Source organism: Ekhidna algicida, assembly GCF_051379705.1.
Lineage (GTDB): Bacteria > Bacteroidota > Bacteroidia > Cytophagales > Cyclobacteriaceae > Ekhidna.
In genome coordinates this window covers 480,224-502,224 of sequence record NZ_CP179868.1, presented here as the reverse complement: position 1 = coordinate 502,224, position 22,001 = coordinate 480,224, and the positions used below count along the sequence as shown (strand labels likewise).

Genomic DNA, 22,001 nt, shown 5'->3' with positions numbered 1-22,001 from the left:
GATTCTTAGGTATATGATAAAATACACCTATTTTTGATCCAAATCACTGCTTGTCACAACCATTCAATGAAGAGGCTGTTGCTCCTTTTATGTTATGCATCTCTTATGTCTTGCCAAGACAAAGTGATTTGTCCTGCCTTCCAAAGTACCTACATCCTGGACGATTCTACGCGCAATGCGTACTTCTCATACGTTTGGCAACTGGATGAAAATACCCGGTCTCAATTTCTTGCCAAACAGCGTGGAGGTGACCCTGAAGATACACTAGGAGTTGTCTCTCAGCCTAAGACGGATTATTATGCTTACGCAGGAGAAAAGAATGTTCCATGGAGAATTCAAAAGAAGTCAAAATATGGAATCATACAGCAGCCGATCAGGCAAATCAAAAACTACCAGATGCGCACAGCTCCAATGGAGAATGTTCTTGCACCTGAGCCGATCTCAAATGACTTTGTAGCCTCAGATTTCTCAGATTCACTGGGTGTAGATTCGCTATCAATAGCAATGGACTCACTTGCCTTGGATTCCGTTGCGGCAGAGCAAGTGGTGGCCGAAGAGGAAACTAAGTACCTATACGGATATGATCCAAGCGACAACTTCAATGTTGAACAGGTATATTACAACAAGTACTACAGCGAGAAATTTATAGACAATCGTCCGAAACCTGAACCAGTTCCTGTAGCTCTGGATTCATTAGGAAATCCTATTGTACCAGATTCAGTTGAAACAAAGGAGCCATTCTTTAAAGGATTATTTAAAAAGAAGAAGAAGAAAGAATCAGAAGATTCCGAAGAAGATGAAGCCCCGGGTCCAGCGTCTGAAGAAGGCACAACCGAGGAAGGTGAAGAAGAGAACAAGGAAGAAGGAGGCAATGGTTGATCACCAGCTATTGGTGTCAGTCGTCCTTCCATTTTACAATGCCCCACACCTTAAGGAGGCGATAGAAAGCATCCTCCAGCAAACCTACTCCAACTTTGAACTCATACTTATAGATAATGGAAGTACAGATAACTCTTCCAAGATTGCAAATGAATACATAAAGCACCCTAAGGTTCAAATTGTACAAGAACCAAGAAGGGGAGTCGTTTATGCTGCAAATACAGGAATTGAGCTCTGCAAAGGAGACTTCATTGCACGAATGGATGCCGATGATATCTCAAAGCCTGATAGACTTGAAAATCAAGTGAACCACCTACTTGGTGATAAATCAGTTGATATTGTATCAGGGCTTGTTGAATATTCAGGTCTCGATGCAAATGAGGGATTCATCCACTATGTAAATTGGTTGAACACTTTAGTATCGGCGGAGGATATCTATTTAAACCAGTTCGTCGAGTATCCCTTGGCGAATCCTACTTTGATGTTTAGAAGGAAAGTCTTCAATAATGGAATGTATGAAGAAGGAGATTTCCCTGAAGATTATGAGTTCTTCTTACGATTACAGTCAGCAAAAATAAAAATGGTAAAAGTCAATTCAGTAGTCTTATCCTGGCGCGACTCTGAAACCAGACTGACACGCACAGATCCTCGATACTCGCAGGATTCTTTTTTTAGAGTCAAGGCCAAGTACCTGGCTAAATGGCTAGCAATGAAAAACCCACATCATCCAAAAGTTTATTTGTGGGGAGCGGGAAGACTATCTCGTAGACGGAGCGAATATCTTTTAGCAGAAGGGATTGAACTAGTAAAGTATATTGATTTGAAAGAAACAGATCAGGTGTTGCATTATCAATCGCTACCCACTACTTCAGATGCCTTTATCATATCTTATGTGGCAAACCGAAACGCAAGCTCCCAAATCCGCACTTTTTTGAATCAAAAAGGATTCAGAGAGGGGATCAACTTCATCATGGCTTCCTGAAATTCTAAAAATTTTAGTATTTAATTTTTTTTACTAAATTTAAGATCAAATTATAATCATGCAGCTAGCAAGAGATTTGATATTAGATGACTATTACAAGCTTAGAATTTCCTCTAAGAAGTTGAATTCTGGTCGTTATCAAGTCAAATTTTTTGCCACAATACGAGATGAAAAGCAACTTTATGGCTATGTGTTGGTGGAAGCTGAAGAGACACTGAAGTCTGTGATAAGTAGAATTAAGAAACGACTTAAGGAGCTCGATTACGGATTTGAATGCAATCATTTTCATTTATACAACGTGGGACAAGAGTCTCAACCAACGAATCTTATGATTTTTGAATAATGGCAAGAATTCCAAACAACATCAAACATTTAAGAAAGAAGAAAGGCTTCACCCAGGAAACATTTGCACACGAATTAGGTATCAACAGGCCATCCGTGGGCGCTTACGAAGAAGGAAGAGCTGATCCCAGATTAACAACACTTTCTCGGATGGCCGAACTCTTTGATGTCACAGTAGATGAGTTAATCAATGAGGATTTAACCAGAGAAAATCGGGTTCCCAAGCAGAATGTAAAAGTTCTTGCAGTTACCGTTGATGAGAATGCAGATGAGGAGTATATACAACTTGTGCCAACAAAAGCTGCCGCAGGATATACCAATGGATACGCTGATCCTGAATACCTAACTGACTTGCCACGATTTCATCTACCTGTATTGCCAAAAGGAGGGACATATCGAGCCTTCGAAATTGCTGGGGACTCCATGCTACCGATCGTTTCCGGTAGTATTGTAATAGGTCGATACATTGAGCAACTTGATCACATCCGAAATGGGAATACCTATGTGTTGGTCACTCAGTCAGAAGGAGTTGTCTACAAAAGGGTGTTTAACTACATCGAAGAAAAAGGAAAACTATTCTTGGTTTCCGATAACAAGTCGTTCAGCGCGTATGAGCTGGATCCGGCAGAAGTTGTGGAGATATGGGAAGCCAAAGCTTATATTTCTGTTGAATTCCCGGACCCTAATACAACAGACGATTTATCTATGGATCAGTTGATGGGAATGATTGGCAATCTTAGAAATGATGTAGAGCGATTAAAGAAGAGCACAGACTAGTTAAATTTCCACTTCTTTCAGGCTAACTTTGATCCCTCAAAATGAGAGGATCTTGTTTCATATTTATATTAATGCTTTTGGGTTGTGGATCACCTTCACAAGACAAGATTATTGTGCCCAAATTGCATGCAGGCTTCTACGCTGACGCACTAGAGCGAATCAATAAGGAAATAAAGTCAGCACCAGGTGACGCTCGACTGATTGATCAGAAACTATTCTATTGCGAACAACTTGAATGGCCAACCACATGTATCTCAGCACTCGACGCATATCAGGAAGCGAATGGCATGACCAACCAACTGGTTGAGCAATACATTATGTATTACAAAACACACGAGCGGTATCAACTATTACTTGAAGTGATTGATAAATGGGGAGAAGAGTATGATTTAGGTAGCAAATTTATCGAAACATATATCGATGGCCTTGCAAGACTGGGAAGAAGAGCTTCTGTTACCATCGAACTAAAAGAGTATCTAAAAACCAATCAATCAAAAGAGGCATTGACGTTTGCCTCTGCCCAATACCTAAAAATCAGAGACACCACTATGGCTGCTTACAATCTTAGTAAACTGCATGTGTTGGACAATAGTCATGAATTGATGTGGGATTATGGAAAAATCCTTGTTACGCTTGGTTATTATGATCGAGGGTTTGATGTGATGGCTCAATTTGTGGATGAACATCCTGATGATTATAAAATACAGTTGGCTTACGCCAAACTACTAGAACAGGCCGGCAGGAATAAGGATGCCCGAATCGTGTTGAAACCATTTATTGAAAGAGACACAATCGCTTACTTGCTTGCCAACTGGTATCAAAAGGACTTGATGTGGGACTCAGCAAGCTACGTATTGACCAGTCTTACTACTAATGACTCGACTGAAAGAAAGCCAATATGGAAATTGGGAAGGCTTTATGAAGATCGTGGATGGTACCTTTCTTCTTTGCCATACTTTGAATATCTCATTGAGCTGAATCCAAATGATACATTAGCTCAGCAAAGAATGGACCTTATACAGCGAAAAATTGCATATTTGCAGCGCTTAAAATTTGAGGAAAGTAAGATTCCGACAATAGAATTACAACCTAAAAAAATTGAAAATTAATGAGTGATAAAATCACCATTACATTGCCTGACGGATCACAGAGATCCTACAATAAAGGAGCTACGGCGTTGGATGTGGCCATGAGCATTAGTGAGGGCTTAGCTAGAAACGTCCTCGCGGCAAAAGTAAATGGAGAAGTGAGGGATTCATTCCGTCCGATTCAGCAAGATGCAAACCTTCAGCTATTGACCTGGAATGATGAAGAAGGCAAGTCTACCATGTGGCATTCTTCGGCACACCTGATGGCAGAGGCACTAGAGGCTTTGTATCCGGGAATCAAGCTGGGAATTGGACCACCTATTGAGAATGGGTTTTACTACGACATAGATTTCAATGGTGTTGAGTTCGATTCAGATAATCTGGAAGCCATTGAAAATAAGATGCTTGAGCTCGCCCGAGAAAAAAACGAGTTTACAAGAAAAGAAATCTCCAAAGCGGATGCCATTGCTTATTACAAGGAAAAAGGGGATGAGTATAAGCTGGAATTAATCGATGGGCTTGAGGATGGAAGTATTACATTCTACAATCAGGGGAACTTCACCGACCTTTGCCGAGGACCACACATTCCTCATACCGGCTATATAAAAGCAGTTAAGATTTTGAATGTAGCCGGCGCCTATTGGCGAGGGGATGAAAACAGAAAGCAGCTGACACGACTTTATGCAATCTCTTTCCCGAAGCAGAAAGAGTTGAAAGAGCATTTGGAATTGCTGGAGCAAGCCAAACTACGGGATCATAGAAAAATTGGCAAGGAGTTAGAGCTGTTTACTTTCTCAGAGAAAGTAGGCAAAGGGCTACCTCTGTGGTTGCCAAAAGGAGCTGTCTTACGTGAACGCCTTGAAAACTTCCTAAAGAAAGCTCAATTAAAAGCAGGCTATGATCAGGTAGTTACACCTCACATTGGAGGGAAAGAGCTTTACGTTACGTCCGGTCACTACGCCAAATACGGAGAAGATTCATTTCAGCCTATTCATACGCCTTCAGAGGATGAGGAGTTTTTACTTAAGCCGATGAACTGCCCTCATCACTGCGAAATTTATAAATCTAAGCCACGATCATACAAAGATTTACCAGTACGATATGCAGAATTTGGTACAGTATACAGGTATGAGCAAAGCGGTGAGCTTCACGGTTTAACTCGGGTACGAGGATTTACACAAGATGATGCACATATATTCTGCAGCCAGGATCAGGTAAAAAGTGAGTTTGCTAAGGTGGTAGACCTTGTACTTTATGTGTTCTCAGCACTTGGGTTTAAAGATTTTACAGCACAGGTTTCTTTAAGAGATCCGAATAATCCTGATAAGTATATCGGGAATGATGAAGATTGGGAGAAAGCCGAAACCGCGATAAAGGAAGTAGCAGAAGAGAAGGAGCTAAACTTTGTAGTTGAATATGGTGAAGCTGCGTTTTATGGTCCTAAGTTGGATTTCATGGTAAAGGATGCTCTTGGTAGGAAATGGCAACTTGGAACCAGCCAGGTTGATTATAGCCTTCCAGATAGATTCGAGCTGGAGTACATTGGAAGTGACAACAAGAAACATCGACCAGTCATGATTCACCGCGCACCTTTTGGTTCAATGGAGCGTTTCATCGCTATTCTGATTGAAAACTGTGCAGGAGATTTTCCATTGTGGCTAGCACCGGATCAGATTGCGATTCTTCCTATTTCGGAAAAATATCACGATTATGCCAAGCAGCTTTTTATTGAAATGCAGGAGCAGGATATCCGTGGATTTGTGGATGAACGTGACGAGAAGATAGGCAAGAAAATTAGAGATGCTGAAGTGAAAAAGACGCCATACATGTTAATAGTAGGAGAGAAGGAAGCTGAAGAAGGGACTGTTTCCGTCAGGCAACACGGTCATGGAGATATTGGAATGATGAAAAAAGAGGAATTTGCTCGTTATTTCCACAATAAAGTGGACGAACTTATCAATTGAGTTTTTGTTAAGAGTAAAATATCACGATATTTGCGTTTTGTTTTAATGTTCAACTTAAATAAAGGAGTACAATCGCTAAACTAAGAAGAAGAGGCCCTTCCAGAATCAGAAAAGAAGAGCCCTACAAGGTAAATGATAAGATCACTGCGCGTAAAGTAAGAGTGGTTGGAGACAATGTGAAGGTTGATGTTTACCAGACAGATCAGGCAATTAAAATCGCACAAGAGCAAAATCTTGATTTGGTTGAAATTTCACCAAATGCTGACCCGCCTGTCTGCAAAGTGATTGACTATTCTAAGTTCAAGTACGAACAAAAGAAGAAGCAAAAAGAGATTAAGGCTAAAGCGCAAAAGACTGTAATAAAGGAAATTCGCTTTGGACCTAATACCGATGATCATGACTTCAACTTTAAATTGAATCATGCCATCAAGTTTTTGAAAGACGGAGCTAAGGTGAAAGCATACGTTCACTTCTATGGAAGGACGATTGTTTTCAAAGACAGGGGAGAGATTCTACTTCTGAAGTTTGCGCAAGCACTTGAGGAGTATGGTAAAGTAGAGCAGCTTCCTAAGATGGAGGGAAAACGAATGATATTGTTCGTGGCACCGAAAGTTGCAAAGAAATAATTAAACGTAGAATAAAGTAGAAATGCCGAAACTTAAAACAAACTCCAGTGCTAAGAAGCGATTTAAGCTTACCGGAACTGGAAAACTTAAAAGAAAGCATGCATTCAAAAATCACATTCTGACAAAGAAGGAGACTAAGCAGAAGCGAAATCTTCGATATATGTCAGTTGTGGACAAGGCGGATGAGCCAAATATCAAACGTCTTTTGAATCTGTAAATTCTTTTATACCCGCATAGTAGTGGGTGGTTAAATTTAAAACCCGGTTATTGGTTGAAAGACGTTAATAGAAAAGTTGACGCACCAATCGCCAAAACAAAACAAAAATGAGATCAGTAAATCATGTAGCTGCCAGAACTCGTCGTAAGAAGATGATGAAGCACGCCAAAGGATACTTTGGTAGAAGAAAAAATGTTTGGACAGTGTCCAAAAATGCCGTTGAAAAGGGATGGCAATATGCTTACCGTGACAGGAAAGCTAAGAAAAGAGAATTTAGAGCACTTTGGATCCAGCGTATCAATGCTGGTGCAAGAGAGCACGGAATGTCTTACTCTGTATTCATGGGTAAATTGAATGCAAAAGGAATTGAAATCAACAGAAAGGCACTTGCAGACCTTGCAATGAATGAGCCTAAAGCTTTCAAAGCTGTTGTTGATGCTGTGAAGTAAGATCAACGAAATTCAATGAAACCCTGGCAGATGTGTCAGGGTTTTTTTATGCCTTTACTTCACAAAGCACTTTACTTCACAAAGCATTGGTTGACTCGAGAAGCCATGTAAAAAAAGCCTGATGAAGAAATTCATCAGGCTTTCCCTCTTCATACTTAATTGGAAAGAAAGTCTTATCTCACCATCAATCGCTTAATGGTATTTACGTCCGGGCCTTTTACACGAATTAGATACATGCCTCCTTTCAATCCGGAGATATCGAATTCATGACTTGACACTCCCTCTTCAAATCGAATCGATTGAAGGATTGTGCCGCTCAGTGTAAGTAGCTCAATAGATGTGGCTATTCCTTCATTTACAATAAGAGTTGCATATTCATCAGCTGGATTTGGATAAACACTTATGGACACGTCCTCAAATGCACCAAGGCTAATTCGCTTGATCTCTGAATATTCGGATTGACCATCATAGTCAACCTGCTTCAGGCGATAGTAGTTAAATCCACTCTTCGGATTGTTGTGCGTAAATGAGTAGTTAGATACACTACTTATAGTTCCATTTCCTTCTACATTACCAATACTTGAGAAACTTAGTCCATCATTTGAGTATTCAATGCTGAAGTAATCATTGTTGATTTCCTGAGCAGTCACCCATGTCAACTCTGCTTTCTGATTTTTCAATACAACCTTGAAGCTTATAAGCTCAACTGGGAGAGGAGAAGCGTCATTGTATAAATAATCAGGGACACTAGCAAATTCACCGCTTTGACCTTGTGTAAAGTCATCGAAGTAGTTACCATTTGCATCGGTATCTTCAGCTATTGTTAGCGTTCCATCATCGTCATCGTCATCATCTCTGAAGTTCGGGAGACCATCACCATCTGCATTCGGCAAAGCTGCTCCAATACCACCCTGATTAGGATCAAATGCATCAATAATTCCATCTCCGTCCAAATCAATGTTTCCTTCATTTGTATCTAAAACAAGGTCTCCATCATCATCCCACGAAGGTGTTCCATCAAAGTTAGAGTCGTGTCCTTCAAAAAGATCTCCTAAACCCGGACTGCCGGCGCTATCTCCATCAGAATCAGTATCTAAATAATCAGGATTACCGTCACCATCCGTATTGATAATGGATAGGGCAGTACCGCCATTATCCGGATCTACGCTATCATTTAGTCCATCTCCATCCGTATCTACGAAGCTATCTAAAGCTCCATCTCTGTTGTTATCTGTGCCATTATTTTCGGCCGTATCGGTGATACCGTCGTTATCAGAATCTCTATCAAGAAAATCAGGCAAGCCATCGTCGTAACCAGTACCATTATCAGAATCCGGATTGGTCAATGCTGTGCCACCATTATCTGTATCCACATCGTTGGCATGACCATCAGCATCTGTATCGTTAGCCGACACATAAGAGGATAAATAGGTTCCTTCTGAAGTCATATTTGCAGGCAGTGAGCCTCCGTTTGCCTCTACTGCGTCTGGAATTCCATCATTATCCGAATCCAAGTCCTGGTGATTTGGAATACCGTCAAGATCTTGATCAAAGTTGTCATTTATTCCATCTGTATTGATATCCTCATATCCAGCAAAGTCAGAATCCAGGTAATTGGCAACTCCGTCTACATCAGCATCAGCTGATGGATCGGTTCCGTTGCCTTCCTGCAGGTCGGTAAGCCCATCATTGTCACTATCATTATCCGAATCATCTTGTACACCATCGTTATCCGAATCATCTGCACAGCTGGTGAATGTTAATCCATCCACGTATGGAGTACCAGAAACCCAAGTAAACCGGACAAACCTTGCACCACCAGCAGGAACCGTGTAGTTCTGAGTTTCTCCATTTGGACGCTGTGTTAAATCAGCATAAGTGATAGCTCCTGAGAAATCTATATTGTTGACGGAAACAGATACTTCGATATCAGAATTTGCTTCGAATGCTGAAAACACAATTGCCAGGTCAAGGCCTTCTGCAACCGTTTCAGCCAAATCCAGAGTGAAAAATTCCCCAGCTCCATTCACGAATGCCAATAAGCTATTGTCATCACCACTTCCGATATAATCGGGTGTTCCAAGAGCCGAAGTTGTTCGAGTTCCTCCGTTATTCTCAGCAACACTTTGGCCAGTGCCTGTTCCGTTATTTGTTTTCCCTGGTCCACACGTATTGCCATTCGACTCGAGGTAATCAGGCGTTCCATTTGCAGGATTTATATCTACATTTTCATCTGCTGTTGGCGTTCCATCCCCGTCATCATCATTGTCTCTCCAATCTGGCTCAGCGTCACCATCAGTGTTCTGAAGAACAACTGCCGAACCACCGTCATCCGGGTCAAATGTGTCATCAATACCATCTCCGTCATTATCATTACCGGCAAGTGCCGCATCAGTAGCTCCATCGGCATTGTTATCGTTGCCTTCGATCAGGTCTGAAATACCATCATTGTCACTATCAGAATCCTGGAAGTCCAGTGTTCCGTCGGTATCGTGATCGTTTCCAGTGATTGCAGTGCCTCCATTATCTGCATCAAAACTGTCATCAATTCCATCGTTATCTGTATCGGTTCCAGAAGGAGCTCCTACATATCCTGAAGTGGTCTGTCCCTCTCTTAAGTCTAGTATACCATCATTATCTGAGTCTCCATCACGATAATCAAGGTTTCCATCAGCGTCTGTATCGGTATAGGAGTCCGGGATTCCGTTGGCGTTGGTATCGGTACCAATTGACTCAATCGCATCTGGAATACCATCCGCATCGCTATCTGCATCCAATGCATCTATGAGACCATCTCCATCAAAGTCATTGTTGGCCAAAGGTGTACCGCCATCGTCGGCGTCCAAATCATTTACAATTCCATCTCCATCTGTATCGTTAGCTGCTGCATAGGCAGCCGGATATTGACCAGTCTCGTCCATATTGGCAGGAAGAATTCCGTCATTGGCTTCATAAGCATTAGGGATTCCATCGCCATCACTATCCCGATCCAACCTATCTGCAATGCCGTCTCCATCACTATCAGTGTCTATGCAGTCCTGAAAGGAATAAGTAACAGCATCCACCCGGTTGCCACGGGCAATTCTGGTAAACCTGATGTATTCTGCATCAGCTGTTAATGTATAGTCATAGTCGGCAAGCACATTAGATGAAAAATTATAATCGATGGCATTTACATAAGAAACATCATCATTCGACTGCTCTACACGTAAGGTAGAGTTAGCTCCGCCACCCTCGTTCCTCGCCATTCTCAAGGTTATTGTGAGTCCGTTTGGTACCACATCGTCGAGTTGTACAGTAAGAACATCACCATTTCCAACAGTGGCATAGGCATCATCTGCAACTCCCTGAGCGTTAGTAGCATTCGTAACTCCACCGGTTTCAGTTGCAGTCATACCGTTTCCATTTACGATTGAACACGTAGCTACATCAGCATCAAGTATACCGTCATTATTGTCATCAAAATCGATGGCGTTATCCAAGCCATCTCCATCAGGATCATTTGTAAAAAACAAATAATCAGGAGTAGGAGAGCCGCCTTGTGTGAAATCATCAGCGTAGTTGCCGTTGGTATTATAATCCTCGTTTATGGTTGCCACACCATCTCCATCATCGTCAATATCTCTAAAGTCTACACCTCCATCAGCATCAGTATCGGGAGTAGCAGGAGATGAGCCTCCATTATCCGTATCGAAACTATCATCAAGGCCGTCATTATCTGAATCACTTCCAGACGGAAGCTCATCAGCTACTCCATCGCTATCTGCATCCCGACTTTCAACACGGTCAAGAACTCCATCATCGTCTGAATCTGTATCGATAAAATCTTCACTAGTATCTGAGTCCGAATCGAGCAGGATTATTGCTGTTCCTCCATTATCAGAATCATAACTGTCGTCCCAACCATCACCGTCAGTATCTGTGCCTGTTGGCGCTATGAATCCGGCAATAGTTTGAGCTTCTACATCATCAGTGATGCCATCATCATCAGAATCAATATCTAAATAGTTTGCCAGACCATCTCCATCAGTATCAAGTGCAAATTTGTTTATGCTTCCGCTTAACAAAGTAGTACCAAAAACATCAGGATCATAGGTATCATTAAAGCCGTCTCCTGTAGCATCAGCAAAGCTGTCTACCATACCATCACCATTAGAATCTGTACCTCCAGCTTCTACAAGATCAGGAATACCGTCACCATCGGAATCTAAATCTCTAAAGTCACTGACTGCATCACCATCTGTATTCGGATTGGTGAGTGCAGTTCCTCCGGTAGAGGTGTCTACGTCATCGACAATTCCATCATTGTCAGAATCATTGTTAAGGCTGTAGGCTGGGGGATAAGCTCCATCCTCATCCATGTTTGCAGGTAGTAATCCACCATTGGCTTCTACCGCATCAGGAATTCCATCATTGTCAGTGTCCTTGTCTATGTGATCCGGAACACCATCTAGATCCAAATCAGCATTATCGTTGATTCCATCAGCATTAGTATCGGTAAACCCGGCAAAATCAGCATCCATGAAATCCGGAATTTTATCTCCATCTGTATCAAGTGAATGGTCTATGCCACCACCTTCTACAATGTCACTAATTCCATTATTATTATCATCAGGATCATTGATGTCAAGAATTTCATCATAATCATGATCTATACCGCACCATGTAAAATCATTGAGTCCTATATATTGAAAACTCGGAGTTGTGAAGTTTCCATAATTGATGACCAATGAGTCTACCGTTTGTCTCAGGCACAAGCGAACATTCCCCAGGTATTCATCATCACCTGACACGCCCGTTCCTACAATGAAATTATTGCTATTTAGTTGATTACTTGCACCATTAATTATGTTATCGCTATCGAGAACGATTACGTCTCCATCTCTGAAAATATTGACTGACATTGAATCGAGGTGGTCGCCTAAATCAATATCCAATAGGTCGAAGCAGAAACCTTCTAAAGGTCTATCGAATTTTACTTTTAATAAAGTGAAGTATGTATTACTGGCAATGTCCTGTGAGACAAAAATTCCATGCTCGGGATCGTGTAATTGATCATCTATTTCATACGAGACTGATTCGCCTGAGGCATCCACAAAGCTGAATGTAATATTTGAAGCATCTACAGTAAATACCGGACCCGGAGTAGAGCCTACGGCATAATCTTCAAAATCAAGAATGGATCCATCTTCGCATGCTGAAATGTAGTCGGGGATACCATCACCATTGGCATCAGGAATCTCTGCGCTTGTAAGTGTTCCGTCACCGTCATCATCGGTGTCTCTATAATCTGGGTCTGTATCATCATCAACTAGATTTGCAGCCACTGCCGCTACTGAACCGGTGACATTACCTGCCGCGCCTCTTCCATTCACATTATCTAGGTTATCATCAATACCGTCTCCATCTGCGTCTGTTCCTGCCAGAGCAATATCTGCGATACCATTGAAATCAATATCATTGCCCTCAATGAGGTCACTAACACCGTCTTCATCAGAATCAGAATCTATATAATCATCTGTTCCGTCAGAATCAGTGTCTGCAGGGTTTCCACCATCAAGTGGAAGATTTTCCGTGAAGTCCGGAATTCCATCATTATCTGAATCCAGGTCCAAGGCATCCGGAGCTTGATCAAGATCTGTATCCAGATTATCATTTACATTATCCCCATTAAGATCTACAAAAGTGGTGAAGTCTGTATCTGCAAAATTGGGTATGCCGTCTCCATCAGCATCTCCTGCTGAGTTGCCTTCAGTGGCATCTGCAATCCCGTCTCCATCAGAATCAGTCTCATTAATGTCTTTTGTTCCATCATCATCAAAGTCTTGGGAGCAGTAATCAAAATCACTAATGCCAAAATATTGATTGGTAGCTCCGTCGTTACTGTCGTAGACGATTTCTATGCGTTGAATAGGTGATGGAAAGCATATGGTAACATTTGCACTTGGGAAGGCAAACCCGGCAAATGTAAATGGCGATGTATCAGTACCCTCAAAAACATTCGCTCCATTGTATTGAACATCAGCACCCTGATTGGAAAGGTCTCCTACGGTTAAGGTGATAAGTGTATTGGATGCATCATATGCGTTTACAGTCACGAAATCTACACTTCCTTCTCCTGTATCAACGTCTAGTAAATCAAAGCAAAAATCGTAGAGCAAGTCACCGTTGAAATCGATCGTATAGGTGTTAGTCTCATTGTCATCTTGCTGAATGCCCCATAAGGTGTTAGTTTCAGCATCATCAGTTGGAATGAGGTTGCCGCTATAAGTGTCATTAAAGGTAATTCCCCCTGAGCCGGACACACTAAAGGTGAAATCAACTGTTTGGTCTCCGTAGGTACTGCCTGTGGGTGTTCCGGTGTGGTCATCCCAGTCAAAATTGGCTCTTGCGGCACAATTGTCTTGTGAAATGGCACTTTGGCCATAGAAAAACACCCCCAGCAAGGTGGCGCAGCGAATTAGGTTTCTCATAATGCGGTTTCTGATGGTAATCCAAAAGAGCAAAGACAGTTAATAATTGGTATAACTATACTTTATCTCTAATTAATTATATCTGCGAATATATCACGATAGATATTATCAATTGATAAAATTTCGATGAAATACATATCGTACAGTATTATCTACGTCAATAGGAAGCTTTTTGGATCTATAATTTGCGGTCAGAACCTGACTTCTTTTATTTTTTCAGGTTCCAGTATGGAGATGGCACTCCCATTGATTTCAATCCACTTGTCCTTTTTAAACTCTGATAGAATCCTGATAACAGATTCGGTGGCAGTCCCGACCATCCCTGCAAGGTCTGCTCTGGAAATATCCACTGTTACTGATTTATCAGCGCCGTTGTAAGTTTCATATAGCTTGTAAAGTGAATCTGCTGTACGTTTTCTCACAGTATTGTAAGCCATTTCCATAAGTTCATGCTCCCGTTGAGATAAGTTATTTGACAGCATTTTTATGAATTGACCTGATACTTCTCTGTTTTTAAAGATAAGCTCATGAAAATCATTTTTAGGGATTAGCAATAACTCTGTTTCTTCCATTGCTTCGGCAAATTCGGTGCGGGCAGACTCTTGAATAGTGGCTCTTTCACCCAGAAAATCACCTTCTTTTTTGATATCATAAATGAATTCTTTGCCATCTTCATTTATGCGATAGGTTTTTACTTTACCTTTTTTGATTTTATAGACAAATGAGCCTAAGTCACCTTCTCGATATATGATATCCTTTTTCTTGAAGGTTTGAGACTTGCGTTCTTTGTCTAGCTCATCAATATTTTTGTACCTGGTAGCGTGTGTTACCAGGTCGTCTACGTCAGATATTTGACTTAACTCACCATATTTTGTAAGACGCCTTTCAATGGCTCCCAAAAGTTCCATTTCCTCATATGGCTTTGTGATGTAGTCATCTGCGCCCATATTCATTCCTTTTCTAAAGTCTGATTTCTCTGCTTTTGCTGTCAGGAATATAAAGGGTAAAGAGGCAGTTGATGGATTTTTTGATAGAAGATATAACACCTCATAGCCATCCATTTCTGGCATCATGATATCGCATAAGATCAAATTGGGAGGGGAATCTAAGGCCATTTTCACACCTTCTTTACCATTAGGTGCGGAAGTGACCTTATAGTTGGACAGTTCTAATAGTTCAACAATGTTTTCTCTTACATCCTGTTGATCTTCAATGACAAGAATATGTTGCTGACTCATATTGGTGAATTTTTCGAATGCCAAATTAGTAAAATCATGTGATGTTAATCACTCTTCTGACTAAGTAATATCATGGAAGAAATCGACTAATCGTGTTTCTTTTGATTAAAAGATAAGATTATGGATATATGGGTATATGTAGGCGTTTTTGCAGTTGCAGTTGCAGTTTATGCCATGATTAATATTTTGATGGCTCGATTTTCTACTAATAAGAAGATGTTATGGTTTGCAATAGTGGTACTATTCCCTGTGGTTGGGCCACTAATGTATCTGATCAGTAGAAAATCACTTGAAAAAAGCTAGGGTAAAGGAAGCGAAAGACTGAAAGTACTTCCTTTTCCTTCTTCACTTTGAAATTCAATCTCTCCATTGATTAGTTGGACATACTTTTTTACTATGTTCAAACCCAATCCAGTCCCCTGGATATTTGTGGCATTTCCGGCTCTAAAGAATCGACCAAAAAGACTTTCTTGTTCTGATTCTGGTATCCCAATGCCTTGGTCCTTTACATCAATCCTGAGTTTATTTTTGACTGTGAAATGAATGTAAATAGGATCTTCTTCCTGGGAGTATTTACTGGCATTGGATATTAGGTTGATCATTATGTTTCTTAAAACATGTGCGTCCGTTAGAATTTCGGGAGCTTTTCCTTTCAGATGAATAACCTGACCTTTTTTAAGGCTTTGACTCATGCTGTCGATGACTTCATCAATGACTTCTTTGGGATCAACCTTGTAAAATTCAACATTCTGAGATCCACTCTCCAACTTTTCAAGCGACAGAAAATCGTTCAAAATATTGGTTAGGTTTTCAACACTGTTTCGAATTCGATCTACATGCTTTAATCTTGAATTTTGCTGATCGCTCTCCGCATACTTTGCAATAAGATTAGCGGATGATAAAACAGTCGTCAATGGTGTTCTGAACTCATGACTTGCCATTGAGACAAATCTTGACTTTAGTTCACCCAGCTCTTTTTCCTTTTCAAGTGATATCAGAATTTCTCGCTCAGCCTTTTTTAGATCCTCCAGGCTTTCTTTGAGTGCATCTTCAGCTAATTTCCTTTCCTGAATCTGACTTTCAAGTCCTAAATTCATATGCTCAAGCTCACTGGTTCGGGCTTTGACTTTTTTCTCTAATTCTGAGGTATACTCTTTGAGTTTAATGCGCTGCTCTTCAAGCTTTTTCTCGTTTTCTTTTCGTATGGAAATATCTGTGATAAATGCAACGACGAGTTTTTGATCATTATGCAGCATGTAGCTTAAACTAATTTCGAGAGGGAAAGTACTTCCATCTTTCCTGAGTCCTGAAAGATCCCGACCTACTCCCATTCGCCTAGGTTCCGGCTTTTTCAGATAATCTTTCCTATACTTTTCATGGTTAGGTCGAATAGAGGCAGGCACTAATTTCTCAACCTTCAATCCGAGTAATTCTCCTTCTTCATATCCAAACATTTCCCTTGCTCTGGGGTTTACCACCTCTATTTCTCCGAATTTGTTAAAAATCATTATTCCTTCTCCAGAGCTTTCAAATAGCTTTTCTAGTAGTTCTAATCCTTGTTTAGTTATAATATTCTGGCTATTGAGATTCATAACATTGAGTTGCTTCAGTAAACCTAATGAGGGAATGTGACAAAATTCAATAGTATGATTGATGAATGTCAACCTTGAGGGTTTGAAGACAGTCTAGTTTTGAGACTTAAACTAGATGTGTGTGATCTCGAGTATACTTATCCCAACAGATTTTTCGCCGGCTTCATGGAATGCAACGCAGGTTGGGCTTGAATTATCTAGGCTCAATGGCGAAGTGATTATTTCATTACTTCACATATATCCGATGGCTGCACGTTACAGCCAAAAAGGGATTCAAGCAATCAGCCAAAAGAAATTAGAGGAGGTGGAAAAAAGAATGAATCAATTATCTGTTGATTTTATTGAGGATCCTGAGAAACGCATCAAGAATATGGTATTATCTGGAAATGTTGAGGATACCATGATTCAGTTTATTCGAGAAAACCACTTTGATCTGGTTATAGTAGGAATAAATGGAAATGGACAGAACAATGAACTAGGTAGTCACACCATAAGTGTGATAAGAGAGAGTGGTGTTCCGGTGATGATTGTTCCAAACCGACTTGTCGATGGAGATATTGCAAGCTGAAAAGTTGAGCTGTCACCATTGCGGTGATGCATGTGACGATTCGATCCAATCAGAAACTTATAACTTTTGCTGCTACGGATGCAAAGCTGTTTATGAACTCCTCAGCCAGAGCAACTTAACCCAGTACTATTCCGAAACTTCGCTTGAAAATAAGTCTTTGTCTGAGATCAAAGCTGAGAGAAAGTTTGTGTTTTTGGATAATGAAGATATTCAAAGGCAGCTTCTCAAGTTTAAAAGCGAAGAAGTGTCTGTCGTTAAGCTCTTTCTTCCAGGCATTCACTGTAGCTCATGTATTTATTTATTGGAGCACTTACCCAAAATCGAACCTTCAATATTGAGAGCAGAGGTAAACTTTGTCAAAAGAGAGATTATAGTCACTTTCGATCACAATCAGAGATCCCTGAAAGACCTGGCTGTATTGCTGTCACAGCTAGGCTATCCTCCCGGCATTTCATTAGATAGTCTTGATAAGACCAAAAAGGAAGTTTCAAAGTCGAACATCGGGACAAAAATAGCTGTTGCTGGGTTTTGTTTTGGTAATGCCATGCTTATGAGCATGCCGGAATACCTAGATCGGAATTTTTTACTTACGGATGATTTTAAAACAGTTTTTAACTGGATAAATTTTGTTCTGGCTTTCCCCATTCTACTTTATTCAGCCAGCGACTATTTTCAAAAAGCATGGAAGGGAATCAGATATAATAACCTCAACATAGATGTCCCAATCGCTTTAGGCATTCTTACCTTATTTGGGCGCAGTGCATATGAGATAATTTCCGGTACGGGAATGGGCTATGTGGACTCTTTAGCCGGCTTGGTCTTCTTTCTATTGATTGGAAAATGGTATCAAGGAAAGACCTATCAAGCACTGGCCTTTGATCGGGACTTTACCTCTTACTTTCCAGTTTCTGTAACATGTAAAGTTGATGAGGAAGAAATTCAACGGCCTTTAAAAGAATTAAAAAAAGGTGATCTGGTTGTTATTCATAATGATGAGTTGATACCGGCAGATGGAATTTTAAAACAAGGAAAAGGCAATATTGACTACAGTTTTGTAACAGGTGAATCTAAGCGAGAACGGCGAGAAACCAGTCAACAAGTATATGCTGGTGGGAGACAAAAGGGTGGAGAGCTTATCATAGAACTTACTGAAACTGTAAACAATAGTGAGCTTACCCGAATTTGGAATTCTGTATCCTTCAAAAAGCAACGTGGGAATGATTTGCATACCTGGGTAGATAAGATTGGTAAATACTTTACTGTTATTATCATTCTGTTAGCTGTTGGCACCGGCATATATTGGTGGCTCAATGATCCCTCCTTGATTTGGAATTCAATGACTGCAGTGCTTATCGTGGCATGTCCGTGTGCGCTAGCTCTCGTCTTACCTTTTGCCTATGGACACGCTATGCGTAAACTCGGTAAGGAAGGATTATATCTAAAAAATGCTGAGGTAATAGAATCTATGGCAAAAGTGGACTCAGTGGTATTTGATAAAACCGGAACATTGACAGCTATGCAAGCGGGACTTGAATATAGTGGGGATGTGGTGGATGGGATCGAAATGGCTAGCCTGAAATCTGCAATGGGAAATTCGGCACATCCACTAAGCAGGCTTATTCATAATGAGTTGCCCGATTGTGAGAAGTTACCAATAACACAATTTAACGAGGAGACCGGAAAGGGATTTGAGGCCATGGTGAATGGGATGCAGGTGAAGGTTGGGTCGGCCGAATATCTTCAGGTTAATGACGAAAGGTCATCAATCAATGAATCTCAAGTGTTCCTCAAAGTCGGCAAAAAGAAAGGGACATTTACCATTAAGTCTACTTATAGAAAAGGAATTTTCGAAATGATAAAGCAATTAGGGAAAAGCTACATGCTCACACTGCTTTCAGGAGATAATAATGCTGAAAAGTCAAAGTTAGAACCCTATTTTGATGAGCTTAGATTTAAGCAGAGTCCAATGGATAAATTGGAGTATCTCCAATCTGAAAACCTGAATAGTCTGATGGTAGGAGATGGATTGAATGATGCAGGTGCTCTTAAGGAAGCAGCCGTTGGAATAGCCATTTCTGAGGACATACATCAGTTTTCACCAGCATGTGATGGCATACTTTCATCAAACAATGTGACATTGTTGCCTACCATTCTTAGTTTTTCAAAAAGCGTAATTAGAGTTGTATTTATCGCCTTCGGGATTTCCTTTCTTTACAATATCGTTGGACTATCCTTTGCCATGACGGGACACTTAACTCCACTTGTTTCTGCTGTTTTGATGCCGATAAGTTCAGTAACAGTCGTGGGATTTATCACACTATTAATAGGTTGGTTGGGACGAAAGAATTTTTCCTAATCAGTTCAAAAATCTATCTTGGCTAAATGAGGAGGGGCTACCTTTCCAATGACAATAATGAGGGAATTCTAACCACGCGAATATTGAAAAAGTGACTAAGGCAGGCAGAACTATGGTAGTTTTGTCGAGGCAGCTCTTCGGAGCTTCTTTTACGCTTTTACGGGTAAGTCAGATGGCTGTCCCCACTCGCTCCATGAGCCATCATACACAGCTAGATTTTCGTATCCGGCCAGATGTGCGGCCAATAATGTGATGCAAGCTGTTAGTCCCGAACCACAAGAGAATATCAGCTTTTTGTCTTTGATGTTAAGTTGATCAAATAGCTTATTCAATTCTTCTGATTCTTTCATTCGATACCCATCCAGAACGTTAGGAAAGGGGAGACTTATGGATTCTGGAATATGACCACCTCTCAGACCACTTCTCGGCTCAGGTTCCATTGCATTGAAGCGTCCGGAAGATCTGGCGTCTAATACAGCTACTGTGTCATCATTGATGTGGGTAAAAACATAGTTAGCGTCTACAAAACAACTGGATTCAAATTGTGGTTCTATACCTCCAGATTGGACTTCAAGGTCCATTTTCTTCTCGGTTTTATATCCTTTTTCGATCCATTCGGGTAATCCACCATTCAACACTGCTACGTTTTCCAGTCCCATAGATTTCAACATCCACCAGGCACGAGGAGAGGAGTATACACCATGATTGTCATAGACTACAACCGTACTATTATTATTGATTCCTAGTTTTCTGGCTTCCTTCTGAAACTGAGTTTCATCACACATCATATGCGGCAAGTCTATCGCAGCATTTGAGAAAGAGCCGTCAATATCGAAAAATTGTGCTCCTGGAATTTTCAACCCTTGATTTGGTACTTCTCCTGCGGATTTTGGCTTAGCAAGTGTAGCGTCCAGAACAATTAATTCCGGATCCGGATCTTCTAAATGGTCATTGAGCCATTCGGCTGTTACTAGTGTAGGTATTGACATGCCGAAATTTAGGCACTTTTAATGGCCTGTTCCAATAGGTGTTTCGGAATTGCTCCTGATTGCCTCCAAACCTGTTTCCCATTCTTAAACAAGATGAACGTAGGTACACCGCGGACATTGAATTTGTGCGCGGCAGCCTGGTTCTTGTCTATATCTACTTTGATAATGCGTGCTTCGCCTCCAATCTCAGATTTTAACTCTTCCAAGATGGGAGCCATTGTTTGGCAAGGACCACACCAAGTAGCGTGAAAGTCCACCAAAACTGGTTGATCACCATTAATTAAGTCATTGAATTTTGACATATCAAATCAAGAACAATATCGATGTGCTAATTAGTTCGGATGATCTAAAGCATAGAGCCTTACAGACTCTGATTTTCCTCTGAGTTCTATGTGGCCTAAGTTTTTCAGCTTGTGAGCCGTTAAACTTAGCTGTTCAATCAGTGCATCTGATATTAGAATGTTTACACCATGCTCGTTGCATTTGGACTGTATTCTGGCGGTGGTATTTAGCACATCGCCTGAATAGGCGATTTCACGCTTGATCACTCCAATTTCTCCTGCCATTACATGACCGTAATGCAAGCCTGCTTTGAATTCCGGCCGCACACCATAGTTGAGTGTGAAATAAGCTTCTTTTTCATTCAGGAGCTGTTGCGCATCAAAGTAGCAGGTTATGCACCGATTGTTTTTAACTCCGAGTCCCTTTTCCCAACTGATTACCATTTCATCACCAACATACTGATATATCTCGCCTTTGTGCTTAAGAATAGCTGGAGTAACCGTTTGGAATACCTCTTTAAGGAAATTGAAATATTGTTCTTCACCTAGATTTTCGGCGATGGTAGTCGAGGAGCGTAAGTCCAAAAACATAAAAATGCGCTCTTCCCGAGTTGGATTGAAATATTTTCCGAGCAAGAATTTTTTGAATACGCCAGGTCCATACTTATCATTTACTTGAAAGACTATGAGAGTAACTAGTACAACAATCAACCAGAAGAAGAAAGGCACCAGCAAACTTGGACTTGTGTAAGCTGTCTCCACATGCTGCCAAGCTTGTCGAGTAAAAAAACCATATGATTTCCCGTAGGTATTGTTGAATAGAATAATGGGAAGAGTGACCAGATTAAAAATGATCAAATAAGAAATGAAAATACTCCTCAACGTCCACCCGTAAGGTTTACTTCTCAGCCACTTTTCCCATAGAAACACGATAGCACCGCCTCCAATAATACCGGCAAATATTGAAGTGAGAACGCTTATGTAAAGACCTTGTACATGGTCAATCTTCCCCATGTCATAGTTAGCGTCCCATATATAGTTGGCATCAACAAGTGCAGCCCAACCAATCAAATAATTGAAAAGAGATATGCCTGTCCAGGCAATAGTTATCCAAAGTATCTTTTTGAGTTGTCGACTAAGTCCCATTGGTCAACGGTATACGATCATTTTTGAATATTTG

Annotated in this window: 18 protein-coding genes; 12 read left to right on the top strand and 6 right to left on the bottom strand. The window is 40.8% G+C overall.

Translation table 11 applies throughout. The annotated features are described in order from the left end of the window. The first annotated feature begins 66 nt into the window (after window positions 1–66). The 9 genes from ACL8WY_RS02035 (at window position 67) to rplT (ending at window position 7,324) form a co-directional block, all read left to right on the top strand. Window positions 67–879: a hypothetical protein gene (locus ACL8WY_RS02035; RefSeq protein ID WP_436516640.1), complete on the top strand. Its 813-nt coding sequence runs from the start codon at window positions 67–69 to the stop codon at window positions 877–879. Then, entirely contained in the window at window positions 842–1,861 is a 1,020-nt protein-coding gene (locus tag ACL8WY_RS02030; RefSeq protein WP_436516639.1) for a glycosyltransferase family 2 protein, read from the top strand. Before ACL8WY_RS02035 ends, ACL8WY_RS02030 begins: the two co-directional genes overlap by 38 nt. Before the next feature lie 58 nt (window positions 1,862–1,919). After that, on the top strand, window positions 1,920–2,204 hold the full coding sequence (locus ACL8WY_RS02025) for a hypothetical protein (protein WP_436516638.1): 285 nt from the start codon (window positions 1,920–1,922) through the stop codon (window positions 2,202–2,204). Next, window positions 2,204–2,980, top strand: coding sequence for a helix-turn-helix domain-containing protein (locus ACL8WY_RS02020; RefSeq protein WP_436516637.1), 777 nt, complete (start codon window positions 2,204–2,206; stop codon window positions 2,978–2,980). The genes ACL8WY_RS02025 and ACL8WY_RS02020 overlap by 1 nt, the downstream gene beginning before the upstream one ends. 41 nt (window positions 2,981–3,021) lie before the next feature. Beyond that, entirely contained in the window at window positions 3,022–4,089 is a 1,068-nt protein-coding gene (locus ACL8WY_RS02015; protein ID WP_436516636.1) for a hypothetical protein, read from the top strand. Beyond that, the gene (thrS, locus tag ACL8WY_RS02010) at window positions 4,089–6,032 is read left to right on the top strand and encodes a threonine--tRNA ligase (protein ID WP_436516635.1); all 1,944 of its coding nucleotides are present in this window, start codon (window positions 4,089–4,091) and stop codon (window positions 6,030–6,032) included. The genes ACL8WY_RS02015 and thrS overlap by 1 nt, the downstream gene beginning before the upstream one ends. Window positions 6,033–6,103: 71 nt before the next feature. Then, the gene (gene infC / locus ACL8WY_RS02005) at window positions 6,104–6,658 is read left to right on the top strand and encodes a translation initiation factor IF-3 (protein ID WP_436518080.1); all 555 of its coding nucleotides are present in this window, start codon (window positions 6,104–6,106) and stop codon (window positions 6,656–6,658) included. A gap of 22 nt (window positions 6,659–6,680) precedes the next feature. Further along, the gene (gene rpmI / locus ACL8WY_RS02000) at window positions 6,681–6,875 is read left to right on the top strand and encodes a 50S ribosomal protein L35 (protein ID WP_436516634.1); all 195 of its coding nucleotides are present in this window, start codon (window positions 6,681–6,683) and stop codon (window positions 6,873–6,875) included. Window positions 6,876–6,982: 107 nt separating this feature from the next. Next, window positions 6,983–7,324 (top strand): 50S ribosomal protein L20, encoded by a 342-nt coding sequence (rplT, locus tag ACL8WY_RS01995; protein WP_436516633.1) that lies wholly within the window; start codon window positions 6,983–6,985, stop codon window positions 7,322–7,324. Between the two features lie 173 nt (window positions 7,325–7,497). Here the strand turns inward: rplT and ACL8WY_RS01990 are convergent, their stop codons facing one another. Continuing rightward, window positions 7,498–13,797, bottom strand: a complete 6,300-nt coding sequence (locus tag ACL8WY_RS01990; RefSeq protein WP_436516632.1) for a T9SS type A sorting domain-containing protein — start codon at window positions 13,795–13,797, stop codon at window positions 7,498–7,500. 191 nt (window positions 13,798–13,988) lie between these two features. Then, on the bottom strand, window positions 13,989–15,035 hold the full coding sequence (locus ACL8WY_RS01985) for a response regulator (protein WP_436516631.1): 1,047 nt from the start codon (window positions 15,033–15,035) through the stop codon (window positions 13,989–13,991). A gap of 120 nt (window positions 15,036–15,155) precedes the next feature. On the opposite strand from ACL8WY_RS01985, the gene ACL8WY_RS01980 reads away from it, so the two are divergent. Next, the gene (locus ACL8WY_RS01980; protein ID WP_436516630.1) at window positions 15,156–15,338 is read left to right on the top strand and encodes a PLD nuclease N-terminal domain-containing protein; all 183 of its coding nucleotides are present in this window, start codon (window positions 15,156–15,158) and stop codon (window positions 15,336–15,338) included. On the opposite strand, the gene ACL8WY_RS01975 is transcribed toward ACL8WY_RS01980, so the two are convergent. Further along, entirely contained in the window at window positions 15,335–16,627 is a 1,293-nt protein-coding gene (locus ACL8WY_RS01975; RefSeq protein ID WP_436516629.1) for an ATP-binding protein, read from the bottom strand. The two genes, ACL8WY_RS01980 and ACL8WY_RS01975, sit on opposite strands and share 4 nt — an antisense overlap. A 121-nt stretch (window positions 16,628–16,748) precedes the next feature. Between ACL8WY_RS01975 and ACL8WY_RS01970 the strand changes: the two genes are divergently transcribed. Beyond that, window positions 16,749–17,195 carry a universal stress protein gene (locus ACL8WY_RS01970; protein WP_436516628.1) on the top strand — a complete coding sequence of 149 codons (447 nt, stop codon included), beginning with the start codon at window positions 16,749–16,751 and terminating at the stop codon, window positions 17,193–17,195. After that, window positions 17,176–19,551 carry a heavy metal translocating P-type ATPase gene (locus ACL8WY_RS01965; RefSeq protein ID WP_436516627.1) on the top strand — a complete coding sequence of 792 codons (2,376 nt, stop codon included), beginning with the start codon at window positions 17,176–17,178 and terminating at the stop codon, window positions 19,549–19,551. Before ACL8WY_RS01970 ends, ACL8WY_RS01965 begins: the two co-directional genes overlap by 20 nt. A gap of 149 nt (window positions 19,552–19,700) precedes the next feature. Here the strand turns inward: ACL8WY_RS01965 and ACL8WY_RS01960 are convergent, their stop codons facing one another. The 3 genes from ACL8WY_RS01960 to ACL8WY_RS01950 are packed head-to-tail and all read right to left on the bottom strand — an operon-like array spanning window position 19,701 to window position 21,967. Then, window positions 19,701–20,540 carry a sulfurtransferase gene (locus ACL8WY_RS01960; RefSeq protein WP_436516625.1) on the bottom strand — a complete coding sequence of 280 codons (840 nt, stop codon included), beginning with the start codon at window positions 20,538–20,540 and terminating at the stop codon, window positions 19,701–19,703. A gap of 8 nt (window positions 20,541–20,548) precedes the next feature. Then, window positions 20,549–20,842, bottom strand: a complete 294-nt coding sequence (gene trxA / locus ACL8WY_RS01955; protein WP_436516624.1) for a thioredoxin — start codon at window positions 20,840–20,842, stop codon at window positions 20,549–20,551. Between the two features lie 30 nt (window positions 20,843–20,872). Next, a complete protein-coding gene (locus ACL8WY_RS01950; RefSeq protein ID WP_436516623.1) occupies window positions 20,873–21,967 on the bottom strand; it encodes an adenylate/guanylate cyclase domain-containing protein in 1,095 nt (364 codons plus the stop codon). Between the last annotated feature and the right edge of the window lie 34 nt (window positions 21,968–22,001).